The following is a 16,886-nucleotide window of genomic DNA, read 5'->3' on the forward strand; positions in this document are numbered from 1 at the left end:
TTTTTAAGTTCGTTTTTTAGCTAGAGAACTTTCTTTTTATATTATAGGTTATAAATAATAAATGGCTCATTATGGTATAATAAGTGTGTTATTTGCGATATTTAGAAGAAAATGGAAGGGGTGCAGGGGATGAAACGAGATGGACATACACATACAGAATTTTGTCCGCACGGAACGAGAGAAGATGTAGAAGAAATGATTTTAAGAGCGATAGAACTTAATTTTGATGAATATTCAATTGTCGAACATGCACCGCTTCCTAGTGAATTTATGAAAGAAACAGCTGGAGATCAGGAAGCAGTAGAGACTGCGGGTATGGCGCTTAATGATATAGATTACTATTTGAAAAAAATGATGCATTTAAAGAAAAAATATGCGAGTGATTTATTAATACATATTGGATTTGAAGTAGATTATTTGATGGGATATGAAGATTTTACGCGGGATTTTCTTAATGAGTACGGGGCACAAACAGACGACGGTATTTTGTCATTACATTTTTTAAAAGGGCAGGGTGGTTATCGCGCCATTGATTTTTCAGCGGAGGATTATGATGCAGGAATTGTTCAATTTTACGATGGATTTGAAAACGCGCAACTAGCCTATTTAGCAGGAATTAAACAGTCAATCGAAGCAGATTTGGGAAGTTATAAACCTACGAGGATGGGACATATTTCTTTATGTCAAAAGTTTTGGCAGTACTTTGGTCCGTCAGAGAATGTGTTTTCAGTTGAAGTAAAAGAACAATTTCAACAAGTGCTTACTTTAGTAAAAAAAAGAGGCTACGAACTTGATTTTAATACAGCTGGGTTATTTAAAGCCTTATGTGGTGAAACTTACCCGCCGAAAGAGATTATTCTTTTAGCGAATGAATTGCAGATTCCATTTGTATATGGATCTGATTCGCATGGAATTCAAGATGTTGGTAGAGGGTATGAAGTTTATTGCCAAAAATAGATTTTTAGATCAACATGTCCATTTGCTTTAAATTGGATACCTTCAGATAAAAGTAGTTCGCGCTGTTCATCCCAATTAGGTACAAGGCGACCAGCTGCATTAACGACACGATGACAAGGTGTAATTTTATCACGCTTCGAACGTTTTAAAGTGGCACCAACAAGCCGGGCATTTTTTGGAAAGCCAATTTTATAGGCAATTTGACCATAAGTTGTTACTTTGCCACGAGGAATTTGTCTAACTACTTCATAAACGCGATCTTCAAAATCTGCTGGAATCATTGCTTTCCCTCCAAGTGTTCATAATAAAATTAGTATACAGGAAATAACCATTTTATAAAAGTTAGGATGATAAAGAAATGCCAGATTTTTCTTATGCCAAGATAACTAAACTCGTTGTCCACTTTGCTGGAAATAAAGCGAGGGAAGAAGGGACAGAGGTGTCGGCCAATGTACTTGCTGATATTGGCTCCGAAATGAATCAAACACTTGCTTCGATTTTTTTAGAACCATTTAAAAAAGATGAATATTATCAGTTCACTCACGAAACGGATTTAGACTTTAATGAAGTTCGAACGTTTGCAGCCAATATGTTTGCAATGGAAGATGAATTTCTTGCTGAATCAAAGAAAATTTTGGAACATTTATATAGTGAAACAACACATCCAAATATTAAAAGCGGTGATGTGTGGATTTTCTTTATTGAAGGCTGTGTTGTTGACGGTGATTTTACGAATGGTATTGGTATTTTTAAAGTTGAAAATAAAGAAGTCTTTTTGAAAAATGATTTTAATGGTCGGGAATTCCAGATTGGTTATGATAAAGGAATTACAGGAACTGATTTGGATAAAGGTTGTTTGATTTTCAATTTAGAACAAGATTTAGGAAATAAGGTGTTAATACTCGACCGACTTAATCGCGGTGATTCAGTTTATTGGAAAGATAAATTTTTAGGAATTGAAAAAATTACTGACGAGAAATTTTATACAGAAGGTTTTGTAGAGGTTTGTACAGATTATATTAAGCAACGGGAAGAATCATTGCTTGATAAATCTAATTTTGTAAAAGCGACAACGGAATATTTAGCAGGCGAAGAAACACTTAATATTGCCGAATTTGCCCGGACAACCATTGAAAAACCAGAAGAAATCACTGAGTTTAACACAATGGTAGATACATTTGAAAAAGAAAACAATGTACGATTTCCAGAGAGTTTTCAATTAGATGAAGAAAAACGCGAAAAATTATCTAAAAAAATTCGTAAAACAATTAAATTAGGAAAAAACATTTCAGTAGTAGTTAAAGATTTAGAGCAATTAGAGGAAACTGATTTTGTACAAGGATACGATGAAGAACGAGGCAAAAATTTTATGATTGTCTATTATGATTAAACAAAGACCGAGGACAGTGGAGCTTCCTCGGTCTTTTGACGTTTTAAACAACAAATATAAAATATAGTATAAACAGTACCATCATCACATACATGATTGGATGGACTTCTTTATAACGACCTTTAAGTGCCATTGTAATTGGATAGAAGATAAAGCCTATTGCAATACCTGTTGCGATGGAGAATGTAAGCACCATCATTAATACGACAAAAAACGCAGGCACAGCAACTTCAAATTTCGTCCAATCAATATGCGCCACATTACCAATCATCAATATACCTACAATAACGAGCGCTGGCGTTGTAACCGCACTAGTAATGACCCCGAGAAGCGGAGAAAAGAATAAGGATAAAGAGAAGCAAATGGCGATAACGACGGCAGTTAAACCAGTTCGACCACCAACTGCCACACCAGCAGTAGACTCTACATAGGAAGTAGTTGTGGATGTCCCAAAAATGGCACCAAATACGGTTGCAATGGAGTCAGAGAAAAGTGAACGTCCTGCACGTGGAATTTTATTATCTTTGACAAAACCAGCTTGTGTCGCAACAGCAACAAGAGTGCCAGCAGTATCAAAAAAATCAATGAAGAAAAAGGTTAAAATAACAATCAACATTTGTGGGGTGAAAATATCTGGCAAATGAATAACTGCTTGACCAAAAGTCGGTGCAATACTTGGAACGGAAGAAACGACATGCGTAGGAACATCAATTAGTCCAAAAATCATTCCAGCAATTGCAGTTGTAGCCATCCCAAAGAAAATCGCGCCTTTCCATCCAAGTGTCATATAACAAACGGTAATAATAATTCCGAAAACAGCAAGCAAAACTGGTCCAGAATGCAAGTCACCAAGCGCAACAATCGTCGAATCATTTGGCACAATAATTCCGGCATTTTTCAATCCTAGAAAAGCAATGAAAAAACCAATTCCAGCTCCAACTGCAAATTTTAGCTCGGAAGGAATCGCATTAACAATTTTTTCGCGAATACCTGAAAGTGTTAAACAAATAAAAACTAGCCCAGAAACAAGTACGCCTGCAAGTGCTGTTTGCCAAGGGATACCCCACTGCGCACATACGGTATAAGCGAAAAAGGCATTTAATCCCATACCTGGAGCAAGTCCGATTGGATAGTTGGCAATTAACCCCATTGCAAGTGATCCAACAACAGAAGCAAGAATCGTCGCTACAAAAACAGCTTTTAATTCCATTCCAGTAGTTGCAAGCATGGATGGGTTGACAAAAAGTACATAAGCCATTGATAAGAAAGTCGTTAGCCCTGCGAGTATTTCTGTTCGAACAGTCGTTTTATTCTCGCGTAATTTAAAAAATTTATCCATTAAAAAAATCCTCCCTATTTATGTTGTCGCACATAACGGAAAGAGCAAAGGTAAAAAAGGGAATAAAAAAATAAAAAATAGCAAAAAATCCCTATGTAATTTACAATAGCTCGTAGCCTGGCATTTTACGGTTGCCTGGTAGAAACGAACGGTCCATATTACCGAACTTATACGACTTTTTTATTGTAGACGATTAGAACATTTTTAGCAATACAATCTGAAATAAAAAATAAAAAACAAACTTTTAAATAAATAAGTTTATACTTTTAAAAAAATAAGGTATAATAAAAGCAAATAATTATTGGAGGTAAGAAATAATGACGTATAAATTTCCAGAAAATTTTTGGTGGGGTAGTGCTGCTTCCGGTCCTCAAACAGAAGGTGCAGCAAATGTAGATGGTAGAAAACCTAGTATTTGGGATCACTGGTATGATATTGAACCAGGACGTTTCTTTAATGGTGTTGGACCAACAAATACATCGAACTTTTATTATCAATATAAAGAAGACATTGCTTTAATGAAACAAACAGGACATAATTCTTTCCGGACGTCCATTCAGTGGTCTCGTCTTATTCCAGATGGTATCGGAGAAGTAAATCCGAAAGCAGTTGATTTTTATAATCGAGTTATTGATGAAATGCTTGCAAATAATGTAGAACCATTTATGAATCTATACCATTTTGATATGCCAATGTCGATGCAAGAAAAAGGCGGATTTGAAAGTCGTGAAGTTGTTGATGCCTACGCAACTTTTGCAAAAACTTGTTTTGAGTTATTTGGTGATCGTGTGAAACATTGGTTTACTTTTAATGAGCCAATTGTTCCTGTAGAAGCGGGATACTTATATGATATGCATTTTCCAAATGTTGTTGATTTTAAACGCGCAATACAAGTGGCTTACCATACAACACTTGCACATGCATTAGCTGTTAAAGAATTTCATGCGTTAAATATTCCTAAAGCGCAAATCGGAATTATCTTAAATTTAACACCATCATATCCGCGTAGCCAAAACCCGGCTGATGTAAAAGCGGCGCATATTGCAGATTTAATTTTCAATCGTAGTTTCCTAGATCCAGTAACAAAAGGGGAATTCCCGGCTGATCTTGTGGAAATTATTCGTGAGCATGATGCTTTGCCAACATATACAGAGGAAGATTTAGTGATAATCAAAAATAATATTATTGATATTTTAGGTGTGAATTACTATCAACCACGCCGCGTGAAAGCAAAAGAATATGCGGCACATCCGGATGCACCGTTTATGCCAGAACATCTTTTTGACAATTATGAAATGCCATACCGTAAAATGAACCCATACCGTGGTTGGGAAATTTTTGAAAGAGCGATTTATGATATTGCAATTAATATTCGCGATAATTATAATAATATTCCATTCTTTATTTCTGAAAACGGAATGGGTGTTGAAGGTGAAAGTCGCTATCGTAATGCAGATGGAATGATTGAAGATACCTACCGAATTGACTTTATTAAGAGTCATTTGAAATGGTTGCATAAAGCAATAGATGAAGGTGCAAATTGTAATGGTTATCACCTTTGGACATTTATGGATTGCTGGAGTTGGGCGAATGCTTACAAAAACCGTTATGGCTTAGTCGAAGTAGACTTGGATAATAATTTCAAACGTACTATTAAGGCTTCCGGTCATTGGTATAAAGAACTCGCAAAAAATAATGGCTTTGAAGATTAAATATGATAAAATAAAACTATTATGTGTAAAGAGGTGAACTTCCGTGGCTCAGAATCAAACAAAATATAGTTTTATCGCTGAAGAAATTCGAAAAAGAATAATGAATCACGCATATCCGCTTAATCAACCTATTCCTGATGAAATAACTTTGGCGAAAGAGTTTGATTGTAGTCGAATGACAATGAAAAAAGCACTTGAGGTACTTGTACTTGAAGGATTGCTTTACCGAAAACGTGGGCATGGTACTTTCATTATCAAATCGGCGCTGGACGCGGACCGGTTGCAGATTCACAATCAAGAAGTAAATGGCTTTACAAAACTTTTAAATGGTCAAAAAGTGATTAGCAAGGTCATTGAATTCAAAGTTATTTTTCCAACAGAAGAAATTGCGGAACGTTTGCATATTGAGATGGAAACACCCATTTATGATATTCTTCGTGTGCGTGTAGTTAAAGATGAACCATATGTGTTAGAACATACGTATATGCCAGTTGGAGTTATCCCGGGAATTAACCAACAAATTTTGGAAGGCTCCATTTATTCGTATATCCAAGAGGAACTTCATTTAAAAATTGCGAGTTCCTATAAACAAATTCGTGCGGATAAAGCGACTTTGCTTGATCAACAATATTTGGACTGTGCGGCGGATGATCCAGTTGTCGAAGTAGAACAAACCGTGTATTTGAATAACGGTCTTGCTTTTGAATTTTCGAAGTCGCGTCACCGTTATGATAAATTTGTCTTTACAACAGTGAATATTGCTAGACGTTAAAGAAGGGGAAGGTAAAATGAAGTTTCATTTTACCTTCCTATTTTTATGTGCAAATTATCTTTCCTTTATTTTGGAGAAAATATGATATACTTTTCAGTAGAAAATAAAATGTACGGTAAGAAAGGGATATAAGTATGACTCAAAAAACAGACCAAGATGTGATGCGGGAAAATAATAAGAAATTAGTATTAAAAACATTATTTAATGCCGGACCAACATCTCGAAGTTCAATTGCGAGTAGAATTCATCTGCAAAAATCCACTGTATCATCCATTGTTCGCGAACTTCATGAGTCAGGACTTATTGAAGAACTCGGCATTGGTGAATCCGGTAATGCTGGTGGACGTAAACCAAATTTAATTCAGTTTAATTATCGCTATGGTTATGTTTTAGCTTTTGATATGGGGGCAAGACATTTACGATATTCAGTGAATTATTTAAATGGGGAAGTAATCCAAAAAGAATCACTTAGATTAATAGGGAAGAGCATAAAAGATGTTTTTCAGATGATGAAAAAAATAATATCTAGCCTGCCGAATTATGAAACAATGAATGGGCTTTTGGGTATTGCTGTATCAACCCATGCACCAGTTTACAACAATGAAATCCGTTATAGTCCATTTTTAGAGTTAGATTCTTTTTCATTACTTCATGCTTTACAAAAAATAGTAGATGTACCCATTCGATTTGAAAATGAAGCGAACTTAACCGCTATTTCAATTAGAGATTTTTGGAATCATGCAGACGCGGAACCACTAACTAATTTGATTGCATTGAATATTCATAATGGAATTGGTGTAGGAACCATTATTAACGAGCAACTTTACCATGGTGTACAAGGGTTGGCTGGCGAAATTGGTCGTTCAGTTGTTTGTAAAGATCAACAAGTTTATCGTTTAGAAGAACTTTATTCTGAAAAAGCTATTATGGAAAAAATAGCAAAACACGAAGAAAAACCGGATTTAACCGTAGATGAGTTTGCTGCATTAATCAAAATGGGCAATCCGTTTGTTTTAGAAGTGGTTGAGGAATGGATTACAGCTATTTCGCAAATTACATATAACTTAGTCCAATTTAGTGCCCCTGAAGCAATATTTTTATCTTCACGTTCTTTAGCACAATTTCCTGAGTTACTGGAGCGAATTTCTGTAGCATATAAAAAACTAGATCCATTGGGCGATACACGAATTGAGTTTACTGAACATGACATTTATGACTCCTCTTTGCTTGGCGGAGTGGCACTTATTACTAGACAAGTACTCGGACTTGAAACGCAAAAGGTTATTTTTAAGAAATAAATTTTTAATGAAAAACTGTGGAAAATAGGCGCCACAGTTTTTTATTTGGACGAATTTGCTGAAACCGCTTTACAAGAGAAGGGGAAAAAGGTTATTATATAGTTAGTTCGACGCACCAACTAACTAAAATAATATATAAATTTAAAAGGAGGATATATACAATGAGTTATTTCCCACAAGTAGAAAAAATACAATTTGAAGGTAAGAATACAAAAAATAGTTTGGCATTTCGCCATTATCAAGCAGACGAGGTAGTTCTTGGAAAACCAATGAAAGACCATTTACGTTTTGCGATGGCTTATTGGCATACAATGACACAAGATGGTAGTGATCCATTCGGTATGGCTACTAATGAGCGAACTTGGATTGGTGAAACAGAGATGGATACTGCGAAAAATCGTGTAGAGGCATTCTTTGAAATTCTTGAAAAATTAGGAGTAGAATATTTTTGTTTCCATGATATTGATATTGCCCCAGCAGGAGATTCCATCGAGGATTTTATGAAGAATTTGGATGAAATTACCGATTTAATCAAAGTGAAAATGGAAGAAACAGGCATTAAATTACTTTGGAACACTGCGAATATGTTTTCTCACCCGCGCTTTAATAATGGGGCAGGTTCAACAAATGACCCAGAAGTTTTCGCCTATGCGGCAGCACAAGTGAAAAAAGGATTAGATATTTCTAAAAAATTAGGTGGAGCAAACTATGTATTCTGGGGAGGACGTGAAGGTTATGAAACGCTGTTAAATACAGATATGAAGTTTGAACAAGATAACATCGCTCGCCTATTTAAAATGGTGATTGCCTATGCAGAAAAAATTGGTCATAAACCACAATTCTTAATTGAACCAAAACCTAAAGAACCATCCAAACATCAATATGATTTCGATGCTGCAACAACAATGGCATTTATTCAACATTACGATTTAGAAGGTGACTTTAAATTAAACTTAGAGGCAAACCATGCAACGCTTGCTGGTCACACTTTTGAACATGAACTACGTGTAGCACGTGATTATAATGCGCTTGGTTCCATTGATGCTAACCAAGGAGACATGCTACTAGGCTGGGATACAGACGAGTTCCCTACAAATGTTGTTGATGTAACACTGGCAATGTATGAAATTTTACAAAATGGTGGAATTGCTCCTGGTGGTATTAATTTTGATGCAAAAGTAAGACGCTCTTCTTTTGCAATGGAAGATTTATTGCTAGCACATATTGCTGGAATGGATACATTTGCCCGAGGACTGAAAGCAGCTGCTAAATTAACAGAAGATAAGTTTATGGAAAATATCCTTGCTGAACGCTATGGCAAATGGTCAGATACAGAGATTGGTAAATCTATATTAGCTGATAAAGAAGACTTAGAATCACTAACTAACTATGCATACAAACATGGGGATAGTATCAAACTTGAATCTAGCCATATCGAGCATGTAAAATCAGTATTAAATGATTATATCTTTTAAATATAAAGGAGTTTTAGCAAATGGGTTATGTACTAGGAATTGATCTTGGAACAAGTTCGCTAAAAGGTATCGTTATGAATAAGGCGGGGCAATTGATTACAGAGTCCTCAGCAGAGTATCGTATCGACTCGCCGGCTCCCGGTTTTTCGGAACAACACCCAGAATATTGGGTTATCGCTTTGGAAGAAGTGCTGACGGCATTAACTTTAGAAGTGGTTGATTTTAGTGCAGAACTTGAGGCAATTAGTTTTTCTGGACAAATGCATTCACTAGTAACACTTGGGAAAAACGATGAAGTAGTCTACCCGGCGATTTTATGGAATGATGTACGGACTACAGAACAATGTACAGAAATCATGGAACAATTTGGAAGCCAGATATTAGAGATTACTAAAAATATTGTTCTGGAAGGCTTTACGTTGCCAAAAATCTTATGGCTACAACAAAATAAACCAGAAGTATGGGCTAAAGTTAGCAAGATTATGCTACCAAAAGATTATCTAGGTTTTATTTTGACAGGAAATATCCATTCTGAGTACTCTGATGCGGCCGGAACTTCCTTATTTGATATTGAAAAACAAGCGTGGTCGACTAAAATCTGCGAAGAGTTCCATATTGATAAAGACATTTTACCTGATGTGGTTCCATCTTTAGCTCAAATTGGTGTCGTAAATGATTACTATGCGAATCGTTTTGGCTTAAAAAAAGAAGTAAAAGTATTTGCTGGTGGAGCTGATAATGCTTGCGCCGCGCTAGGTGCAGGAATAGTTAACGAGGATTATGCGCTTGTTTCACTTGGAACGAGTGGGGTGTTTAGCTCTTTTGAAACAGCAATTTCTGCTTATCAAGGGAAATTACATTTTTTTAACCATGTTATCCCGGATGTATTTTATTCGATGGGAGTAACGCTTGCAGCCGGAAATTCTTTAAACTGGTTTAAAAATACATTTGGTAAAGGCTTGAGTTTTGCTGAATTACTTGCGGATGTTCAGTCAGTCTCTCCTGGCAGTGAAGGTTTGCTTTTCACACCATATATTGTAGGGGAACGAACACCACATATTGATTCAAAAATTCGCGGCAGTTTTATCGGAATGGATACCCGTCATGAATTAAAACATTTTGCTCGTGCTGTGCTTGAAGGGATTACTTTTAGCTTAAAAGATGCTCAAGTACTAATGGAATCTGCTAAAAATAAACACTTTAAGCAAATTATTAGTGTTGGTGGCGGTGCAAAAAATCGCGATTGGCTACAAATGCAAGCAGATATTTTTAATGCAGAGATAATTTGTTTAGAAGTAGAACAAGGACCTGGAGTAGGAGCATGCATGATTGCAGCTGTTGGGAATAACTGGTTTAAAGATTTCGAAAGCTGTCGTGATGTGTTTGTTCAATATAAAAAAGATACTTTTCTACCAAATAAAGAAAATACAGCAACCTATGAAAAACTATATGAACTATATAAAGAAGTGTACCCAGCAACGAAAGATATTTGTGCGAAATTAACTAATCTAAATGAAAATTAACATTAAAAAAACTGCTAATAACAATCATGAAACGGTTGTTATTAGCAGTTTTTTGCACTAATTATATATGCTCTTTTCGTTCGCGAAAGGTACGAATACTATGATTGAATACTTCGGATAGCATTAAACCGGCTGCGATAGCTCCAGCGACGACGGTGACTTGAACAGAAATACCAATAGCTTCCGTGTAATCACCGAGCACAAAATTGCGCACAGCTTGGTAAGCAAGTCCTCCAGGAACAAGTGGTACAATACCAGGAACATTAAAAATGGTGATGGGCATTTTTTTGTATTTAGCAAAAGTGTGACTAAGTACTGCAACTACAAATGCTCCTGCTAGAGTGGATGCACCAATCCCAGAATCCGTTTGCAGTACAGTCCAATAAGCCATCCAACCAAATGTTCCAGTAATACCGCAAGCATTTAGCGCTCTTTTTGGCACATTTGTAATAATCGCAAAGGTTACCGTGGCTACATAACTAAGTATTAATTGAATGATAATTGTCCAAACTAAATCCATTTTGTAGCCTCCTTTACATGAAAAAGCGGAAAACAACCGCTATCCCAATTCCAATTGCGCAAGAAGTAAGAAGCGCTTCTGTACCACGTGCCATTCCACTTAGTAGGTGACCGGCAATTAAATCTCGTACGGCATTAGTAATGGGAACCCCAGGAACAAGTGGCATTACACCACCAATAATCATCTTATCCAAATTAATTCCTAGCCCAATTGAAATCGTGAACACAGCCAATAAGCCTACTGTCAATGAAGCTAAAAATTCAGCTAGAAATTTTACCTTCATAAAAATTTGTGTATAGTGAAAAATAATAAATCCAATGGCGCCAATCAAACAAGTGGGGATAAAATCAACCCAGCTACCGCCAAAAATAATCATTAATGAACCACTAACAAGTGATGCAGCAAGAATTTGCAACCATAGCGGGAAATGACGCACATCTGCATCTAAATTAGTGAGTTGGGTATGTAATTCTTTTAAGGTGATTCTTTTTTCGGCAAAGTCCCTAGATAATTCATTAACTAACGACACTTTTTCTAAATTAATTGTTCTAGTTGGGATTTGCTGTAACTGTACATTTCGTTCTCCTTCAAGCGACATAAAAATCCCTGTGGGTGTCACAAAGCTAATTCCTTTTTTGCTACTAGCGATATTTGCAATTCGGTTCATCGTATCTTCCACGCGGTACATTTCTGCGCCGCTTTCCATCATGATTCTACCTGCCATTAAACATGTTTCAAGCAAATAATCAGTTGTTTCATTATTCAATTCTGAGGCACCTCCAAACCATGTATTACCTCCTAATCGTAACCCAATCAAATCAAAAATTCTAGTAAGAAGGATGTTTTTATGGAATTAACGATTGTTTAGATGTTATTTGGGGTAAATATTTGATAGTATGTTAGATAAACAAGTAGAAAAGGTAGGAGATAATTTGGCTAATATTGAATATGAAATTATCGAAGAAATCGGTGTACTTTCCGAAAATGCACGTGGTTGGCGAAAAGAATTAAATCGAATTAGTTGGAATGGTCGTCCAGCTAAATATGATATTCGCGACTGGGCAGAAGACCATGAAAAAATGGGAAAAGGGATTACACTAACTGATGAAGAAGCAGAAGTATTAAAAAAACTGTTATAAAGACGAGGCTGGTGTAAAAATGAGAATGTACGCTTATGATATTTATGAACCAATTGGTAGAAAAGAAGGAGAAACATTTCCGGTAATATTTGGAATTCATGGTTTTGGTGGAGATGAGCTGGATATGGCCGGAAGATTAGAGTTATTAATGGATCGTTTTGTCGTTGTTTCTTTACGTGGAGACATAGAATATGGACCTAGCTTCGGGTTTTATCATATGGTTACAGAAGGAGACCCAAATACACATGAAATTGATGATACAAGTATTCGGGTGGCACAATTCATTGATAATATTTGTGAACAATATAAATCCATTGATAAAGATCAAATTTTCCTTGCCGGCTTTGATCAAGGAGCCATTTTAACGACATCGATTTTGCATAGTTATGGTGGGCAATACAAAGCTGCAGCCATTTTGAGCGGTCGCTTGCTTCCGTTTTTGGAAGATAGACCTGCCAATTTATTGCTGAAAAATAAACGCATTTTTATAGGTCATGGTTTAGAAGATGCAGTTATTCAAGTGAATGAAGCGGATAAACTTGCTACATTTTTTAGAAATATAGGTTGTGATGTGGAAAAACATCGCTACTTTATAGGTCATAATATCAATGAAGCGGAGGAAGATGATTTATATGACTGGTTTGAAAGTTTTCTTCCAAATCAATCCGTTAAAAATAAAACAGAAAAACAACATCCATAATAAAAAAGTGGTGTTAGCTAGTTAAAACGGATATAACAACAATACTTATTCAAATAAAAACAAGCCTCTTGATACAAAAGGCTTGTTTTTTATTTGAAAAATTATGAAAAACTATTACTGCGATGGATAAATGAAAATAATTCAAAAGTGTTTAAAAACGCCATTTAAAGGAAAATCTCGTTGGTTAAATATGGAAAATAATGAAATTAATTGAAATAAAATGAAAAAAATATGATTGTAAGCGATTCATTTATATGATATGCTTATCTCATCTTAAAAATATGGAGGGAAATAAATGAAATTAGCGACAAGAATTAATTCATTTTTACCAGTTTATGAAAATGATTTAAAAAAAGTACTAGAACAGTTTAAACAATTAGGTTTAGGATATGTAGATTTGAACTACCCAGAGCATATTGAAAAATTGGAAGCTTCTGAAATTAAAACAATGATGGAAGCGCATGATTTAAAGTTAAACGGTGTAGCATTACGCTTTCGTGGAGAATTTATAAATGGAGAACTGGGAAATGCCGATGCAAAAATTTCAGCACATGCATTAGAACTTTGTAAAAATGCCGCTGATTATTGCCGTAATGCAGGAGGGAAAGTGGTTACTATTTGGTTAGGGTTTGATGGTTTCGATTATAGCTTTCAAATTAATTACCAAAAAGTTTGGAACCAAATTAGAGATGCTTTCATTGAAATTGCAGACTATGCGCCAGATTTGAAAATTAGCATTGAATATAAACCATTTCAACCGAGAGCATATGCTTTTATTGATAGTATGGGGCTAGCTGGAATGATGTTAAATGAAATTAACCGAGAAAATGTGGGTATTACATTGGATTATTGTCATATGTTAATGAAACATGAGAATCCTGCTTTTGCTGCTGAAATTTTTGGGAGTCGAGATAAATTATTTGGTATTCACCTAAATGATGGATACGGCTTAAATGATGATGGCTTAATGATTGGTTCTGCAACTCCTTTTAAAACACTAGAGTTCTTGTATTATATTAGAAAACATCAATATGATGGCGTTATTTATTTTGATACCTTCCCAGTAATCGAAAATGCTACTAAGGAATGTGAACAAAATATTCGAATGATCACACAACTTAATAAGATGATTGATCAGGTAGGATTAAACCATATTCAAACGATAATTGATAAAAATGATGCAATTGAAGCTAATCAACTAATGCTTGAATTTTTAACTAGCTCTAATTAATAAATACTACTAAAAAGGATGTGGACAGAATGGATTATAAATTAATGGCAAAAGAAATTCTCGAACATATTGGTGGAGCAGAAAATATTGCTAATATGACGCATTGTGCTACTAGGCTAAGGTTAACATTAAAAGATTCTTCCAAGGCAAATGATGAAAAAGTGAAAAATATTGATGGCGTTATTAATGTCGTAAATAAAGCTGGTCAATATCAACTACTTATTGGAACAGAAGTACCTAAGCTATATGATGAATTTGAAAGTTTGGTTAAAGGAACTGGAAATTTAGAACCAAATGATAATAATGATTCTTCTGAAAGTGTGATAAGTAAGATTTTCTCTTCTGTTTCAGCAATTTTTGCCCCATTATTACCAGCACTTGCAGGTTCGGGGATTTTACGTGGTTTATTAATTTTATGTGTACAATTGGGATGGATTAGTGAAGACAGTGGAACATATACGATTATATATGCAACAAGTATGAGCGTATTTTATTTCTTACCTGTGTTACTTGCATTTACTTCTGCAAGACGTTTTGGAGCAAGTCCGTATCTTTCTGCGTTAATTGGAGCAGCTTTAATCCATCCAGATTTTATTGGATTATTAGGTAATGCAGGGAATGGAGCAACAACAGAATTCTTTGGTATACCAGTAGTTTTAATGAATTATAATTCGACAGTAGTTCCCATTATTTTATCTATCTGGGCATTTTCCTATCTATATAAATTTCTTGATAAAAAAGTTCCAGAAAACCTTAAGCTAGTAGTTATTCCTCTCATATCATTAGCTATTATGGTTCCTTTAACTGTCATTATTATTGGACCAATTGGTGTTTATAGTGGAGAACTAGTGGCAAATGGCGTTAACTGGTTAATAGAAAGAAGTAGTATTTTAACTGGGATCCTTGTTGGTGGAGGTTGGAGTGTTCTAGTAAGTTTAGGTATTCACTGGGCAGTTAATCCAATTATGATTAATAATATTTCTACGTACGGATTTGATTATATCGTACCTTTCACATTTGCATGTAACTTTGCTGTAATGGGAACAACAATCGGCGTTTATTTAAAAGCTAAAAATTCCCAATTACGTAGTTTTGCAATGACTGGTTTTATTACAATCGCACTATCTGCTATTATTGAAGCCACATTATTCGGGCTTTTAGTAAAAAATAAAAAGTTGTTTTTAGCTCAAATTATTGGTGGGGCAGCTGGTGGAGCTTATTTAGGGCTGATGCAAGTTGTGGCAAATTCTTTTGTATTCGGTAGTGTTATCACTTTACCAGCATTTTTCGGTGATAACTCAACTAATTTCATCCAAGCAATTATTGGTCTACTGATAGCAATGATGGTTTCGATGATACTAGCCTATATATTTACAAATAGAGAAGAAAAACTAGCCTAGAATATATCGATATTTAAAGGAGTAGGAGCAGTTTGAAATTTTTTAAGAAAAAAACAATTATCTATTCTCCAGCAAATGGAGTCATCAAAACAATTGATCAAGTAGAAGATGAAATTTTTTCTTCTAAAGCTTTGGGAGACGGTTTTGCCCTGGAAACACCCGAAAAAAGTATCTATTCCCCAGTTGAAGGAGAAATTACTTCTATCTTCCCTACTAAACATGCTATCTCTATTAAAACAGCAGCTGGTTTAGAGATATTAATCCATATTGGAATTGATACAGTAGAACTAAATGGCGAGGGCTTTACAATGAAAGTGGCAGAAGGAGACAAAGTTAGTAAAGATACAGAATTAGTTGCAGTAGATTTCCCATATTTGGAATCAAAAGGAAAAGATACAGATGTACTAATTATTTTCACAAATTTAAAAGATAGTTCACTTAGCATCACAGAAGGAGATTCATTTTTAAAACAGGAAATAGGAATGGTTAAATAAAATCTATCAAAGCTACGAAAAACGTTCAAAGGTTTTTCGTAGCTTTTTTGTATTTGGATAAAATTGAAAAATAGTGATAAAATATAATTAAATATAAAATTTAATGACATTATAAAGAGATAGCTATTTTTGGAGGTATATATGATTCCCTATGAAAGGCAAGAAAGAATTATCGCATTTTTAGAAACAAAAGAAATTATAAAGATTGATGAATTGCAAAAAGTTATTCCGAATATTTCTATATCCACTTTAAGAAGAGATTTAAAAGAACTGGAAAAGTTGGGAAAAGTAAATATGCTTATTGGTGGTGCTGTCAAACTATCCTCTAGTACGAGCGAATTACCAATTTCTGCTAAAAGTATAATTCAAACAGAACAAAAAGAAATCATCGCCAGTTTAGCTGCAAGAGAAATTAATGATGGTGATGTTATTTATTTGGATTCAGGTTCAACTTGTACGGCATTACTAAATAAAATTTTGGATAAAAAAATAAGCATTTTTACTACCAATACCAGCATTTTTAATATATCCACAGAAATACGTGCGGAAATCACTATTTTAGGCGGAAGATATAGCCCATTTATCTCTTCTATTAACGGTCCATTAACAGATAGTAATATCCAACTTTTTAATTTTGATAAAGCTTTTTTAGGAGCAAATGGGGTTGATATCGTTCGCGGTGTAAGTACACCAACTTTAACAGAAGCCAACAAGAAAAAAGAAATTTTAAAAGCCGCAAAAAAAGCATTTTTACTTTGCGACAGCTCAAAAATACATAAATCATCTGCAGTAAAAGCATTTGAGCTAAATGAAGTCACTTTAATAACGGACCAATATGACAAAGATATTGCCGAATTAACAAGTTTAATTGCCCCAGAGAGTGGAATAAATTAATAATAAAATTTTTAAATTACCTTACAAAAAGTCTAAACATAA

17 protein-coding genes and 1 riboswitch are annotated in these 16,886 nt (G+C 34.8%); of the genes, 13 read left to right on the plus strand and 4 right to left on the minus strand.

From position 1 onward, the window contains the following. Positions 1–129 precede the first annotated feature (129 nt). Positions 130–957 carry a histidinol-phosphatase HisJ gene (gene hisJ, locus HCJ45_RS04000; RefSeq protein ID WP_187124116.1) on the plus strand — a complete coding sequence of 276 codons (828 nt, stop codon included), beginning with the start codon at positions 130–132 and terminating at the stop codon, positions 955–957. Here hisJ and HCJ45_RS04005 read toward each other — a convergent pair. Then, a complete protein-coding gene (locus tag HCJ45_RS04005) occupies positions 942–1,238 on the minus strand; it encodes an MGMT family protein (RefSeq protein ID WP_187124117.1) in 297 nt (98 codons plus the stop codon). The two genes, hisJ and HCJ45_RS04005, sit on opposite strands and share 16 nt — an antisense overlap. Before the next feature lie 77 nt (positions 1,239–1,315). Here HCJ45_RS04005 and HCJ45_RS04010 point away from each other — a divergent pair, with 77 nt between their 5' ends. Beyond that, positions 1,316–2,347, plus strand: a complete 1,032-nt coding sequence (locus HCJ45_RS04010) for a nucleoid-associated protein (RefSeq protein WP_187124118.1) — start codon at positions 1,316–1,318, stop codon at positions 2,345–2,347. 43 nt (positions 2,348–2,390) lie between these two features. On the opposite strand, the gene HCJ45_RS04015 is transcribed toward HCJ45_RS04010, so the two are convergent. After that, positions 2,391–3,686 (minus strand): NCS2 family permease, encoded by a 1,296-nt coding sequence (locus HCJ45_RS04015; RefSeq protein ID WP_187124119.1) that lies wholly within the window; start codon positions 3,684–3,686, stop codon positions 2,391–2,393. A 93-nt stretch (positions 3,687–3,779) separates the two neighbouring features. Further along, a riboswitch (purine riboswitch) is annotated at positions 3,780–3,881 on the minus strand. A gap of 122 nt (positions 3,882–4,003) precedes the next feature. On the opposite strand from HCJ45_RS04015, the gene HCJ45_RS04020 reads away from it, so the two are divergent. From HCJ45_RS04020 to xylB, 5 genes are all read left to right on the plus strand, one after another. After that, the gene (locus HCJ45_RS04020) at positions 4,004–5,398 is read left to right on the plus strand and encodes a glycoside hydrolase family 1 protein (RefSeq protein ID WP_187124120.1); all 1,395 of its coding nucleotides are present in this window, start codon (positions 4,004–4,006) and stop codon (positions 5,396–5,398) included. 43 nt (positions 5,399–5,441) lie between these two features. Next, a complete protein-coding gene (locus HCJ45_RS04025) occupies positions 5,442–6,170 on the plus strand; it encodes a GntR family transcriptional regulator (RefSeq protein ID WP_185344631.1) in 729 nt (242 codons plus the stop codon). A gap of 134 nt (positions 6,171–6,304) precedes the next feature. After that, positions 6,305–7,468 carry an ROK family transcriptional regulator gene (locus HCJ45_RS04030; RefSeq protein WP_187124121.1) on the plus strand — a complete coding sequence of 388 codons (1,164 nt, stop codon included), beginning with the start codon at positions 6,305–6,307 and terminating at the stop codon, positions 7,466–7,468. Positions 7,469–7,629: 161 nt separating this feature from the next. Next, on the plus strand, positions 7,630–8,943 hold the full coding sequence (gene xylA, locus HCJ45_RS04035; protein ID WP_187124122.1) for a xylose isomerase: 1,314 nt from the start codon (positions 7,630–7,632) through the stop codon (positions 8,941–8,943). 20 nt (positions 8,944–8,963) lie between these two features. Beyond that, positions 8,964–10,466: a xylulokinase gene (gene xylB, locus HCJ45_RS04040; RefSeq protein ID WP_187124123.1), complete on the plus strand. Its 1,503-nt coding sequence runs from the start codon at positions 8,964–8,966 to the stop codon at positions 10,464–10,466. Positions 10,467–10,527: 61 nt separating this feature from the next. On the opposite strand, the gene HCJ45_RS04045 is transcribed toward xylB, so the two are convergent. Next, positions 10,528–10,986 (minus strand): threonine/serine exporter family protein, encoded by a 459-nt coding sequence (locus HCJ45_RS04045; protein ID WP_187124124.1) that lies wholly within the window; start codon positions 10,984–10,986, stop codon positions 10,528–10,530. 13 nt (positions 10,987–10,999) lie between these two features. Further along, positions 11,000–11,752 carry a threonine/serine exporter family protein gene (locus tag HCJ45_RS04050; RefSeq protein WP_185344641.1) on the minus strand — a complete coding sequence of 251 codons (753 nt, stop codon included), beginning with the start codon at positions 11,750–11,752 and terminating at the stop codon, positions 11,000–11,002. A 166-nt stretch (positions 11,753–11,918) separates the two neighbouring features. On the opposite strand from HCJ45_RS04050, the gene HCJ45_RS04055 reads away from it, so the two are divergent. The 6 genes from HCJ45_RS04055 (at position 11,919) to HCJ45_RS04080 (ending at position 16,844) form a co-directional block, all read left to right on the plus strand. Beyond that, on the plus strand, positions 11,919–12,125 hold the full coding sequence (locus HCJ45_RS04055; protein ID WP_187124206.1) for a YdbC family protein: 207 nt from the start codon (positions 11,919–11,921) through the stop codon (positions 12,123–12,125). A gap of 25 nt (positions 12,126–12,150) precedes the next feature. Next, a complete protein-coding gene (locus HCJ45_RS04060; RefSeq protein WP_185380508.1) occupies positions 12,151–12,825 on the plus strand; it encodes an alpha/beta hydrolase in 675 nt (224 codons plus the stop codon). Between the two features lie 295 nt (positions 12,826–13,120). Continuing rightward, positions 13,121–14,056 carry a sugar phosphate isomerase/epimerase family protein gene (locus HCJ45_RS04065; RefSeq protein ID WP_187124125.1) on the plus strand — a complete coding sequence of 312 codons (936 nt, stop codon included), beginning with the start codon at positions 13,121–13,123 and terminating at the stop codon, positions 14,054–14,056. 29 nt (positions 14,057–14,085) lie between these two features. After that, positions 14,086–15,456: a PTS transporter subunit EIIC gene (locus HCJ45_RS04070; RefSeq protein ID WP_185344646.1), complete on the plus strand. Its 1,371-nt coding sequence runs from the start codon at positions 14,086–14,088 to the stop codon at positions 15,454–15,456. A 32-nt stretch (positions 15,457–15,488) separates the two neighbouring features. Beyond that, positions 15,489–15,950, plus strand: a complete 462-nt coding sequence (locus HCJ45_RS04075; protein WP_187124126.1) for a PTS sugar transporter subunit IIA — start codon at positions 15,489–15,491, stop codon at positions 15,948–15,950. 141 nt (positions 15,951–16,091) lie between these two features. After that, positions 16,092–16,844 (plus strand): DeoR/GlpR family DNA-binding transcription regulator, encoded by a 753-nt coding sequence (locus tag HCJ45_RS04080; RefSeq protein WP_185344650.1) that lies wholly within the window; start codon positions 16,092–16,094, stop codon positions 16,842–16,844. Positions 16,845–16,886: the final 42 nt, after the last annotated feature.

The sequence above is a fragment of the Listeria immobilis genome (genome assembly GCF_014322845.1).
Taxonomy (GTDB): Bacteria; Bacillota; Bacilli; order Lactobacillales; family Listeriaceae; genus Listeria; species Listeria immobilis.

Bases quoted from the DNA above. Each gene is read 5' to 3' on its own strand.
- HCJ45_RS04020 (WP_187124120.1), top strand. From the start codon at position 4,004: ATGACGTATAAATTTCCAGAAAATTTTTGGTGGGGTAGTGCTGCTTCC.
- HCJ45_RS04065 (WP_187124125.1), top strand. From the start codon at position 13,121: ATGAAATTAGCGACAAGAATTAATTCATTTTTACCAGTTTATGAAAAT.
- HCJ45_RS04030 (WP_187124121.1), top strand. From the start codon at position 6,305: ATGACTCAAAAAACAGACCAAGATGTGATGCGGGAAAATAATAAGAAA.
- hisJ (WP_187124116.1), top strand. From the start codon at position 130: ATGAAACGAGATGGACATACACATACAGAATTTTGTCCGCACGGAACG.
- HCJ45_RS04070 (WP_185344646.1), top strand. From the start codon at position 14,086: ATGGATTATAAATTAATGGCAAAAGAAATTCTCGAACATATTGGTGGA.
- xylB (WP_187124123.1), top strand. From the start codon at position 8,964: ATGGGTTATGTACTAGGAATTGATCTTGGAACAAGTTCGCTAAAAGGT.
- HCJ45_RS04045 (WP_187124124.1), bottom strand. From the start codon at position 10,986: ATGGATTTAGTTTGGACAATTATCATTCAATTAATACTTAGTTATGTA.
- xylA (WP_187124122.1), top strand. From the start codon at position 7,630: ATGAGTTATTTCCCACAAGTAGAAAAAATACAATTTGAAGGTAAGAAT.
- HCJ45_RS04080 (WP_185344650.1), top strand. From the start codon at position 16,092: ATGATTCCCTATGAAAGGCAAGAAAGAATTATCGCATTTTTAGAAACA.
- HCJ45_RS04010 (WP_187124118.1), top strand. From the start codon at position 1,316: ATGCCAGATTTTTCTTATGCCAAGATAACTAAACTCGTTGTCCACTTT.
- HCJ45_RS04005 (WP_187124117.1), bottom strand. From the start codon at position 1,238: ATGATTCCAGCAGATTTTGAAGATCGCGTTTATGAAGTAGTTAGACAA.
- HCJ45_RS04015 (WP_187124119.1), bottom strand. From the start codon at position 3,686: ATGGATAAATTTTTTAAATTACGCGAGAATAAAACGACTGTTCGAACA.
- HCJ45_RS04060 (WP_185380508.1), top strand. From the start codon at position 12,151: ATGTACGCTTATGATATTTATGAACCAATTGGTAGAAAAGAAGGAGAA.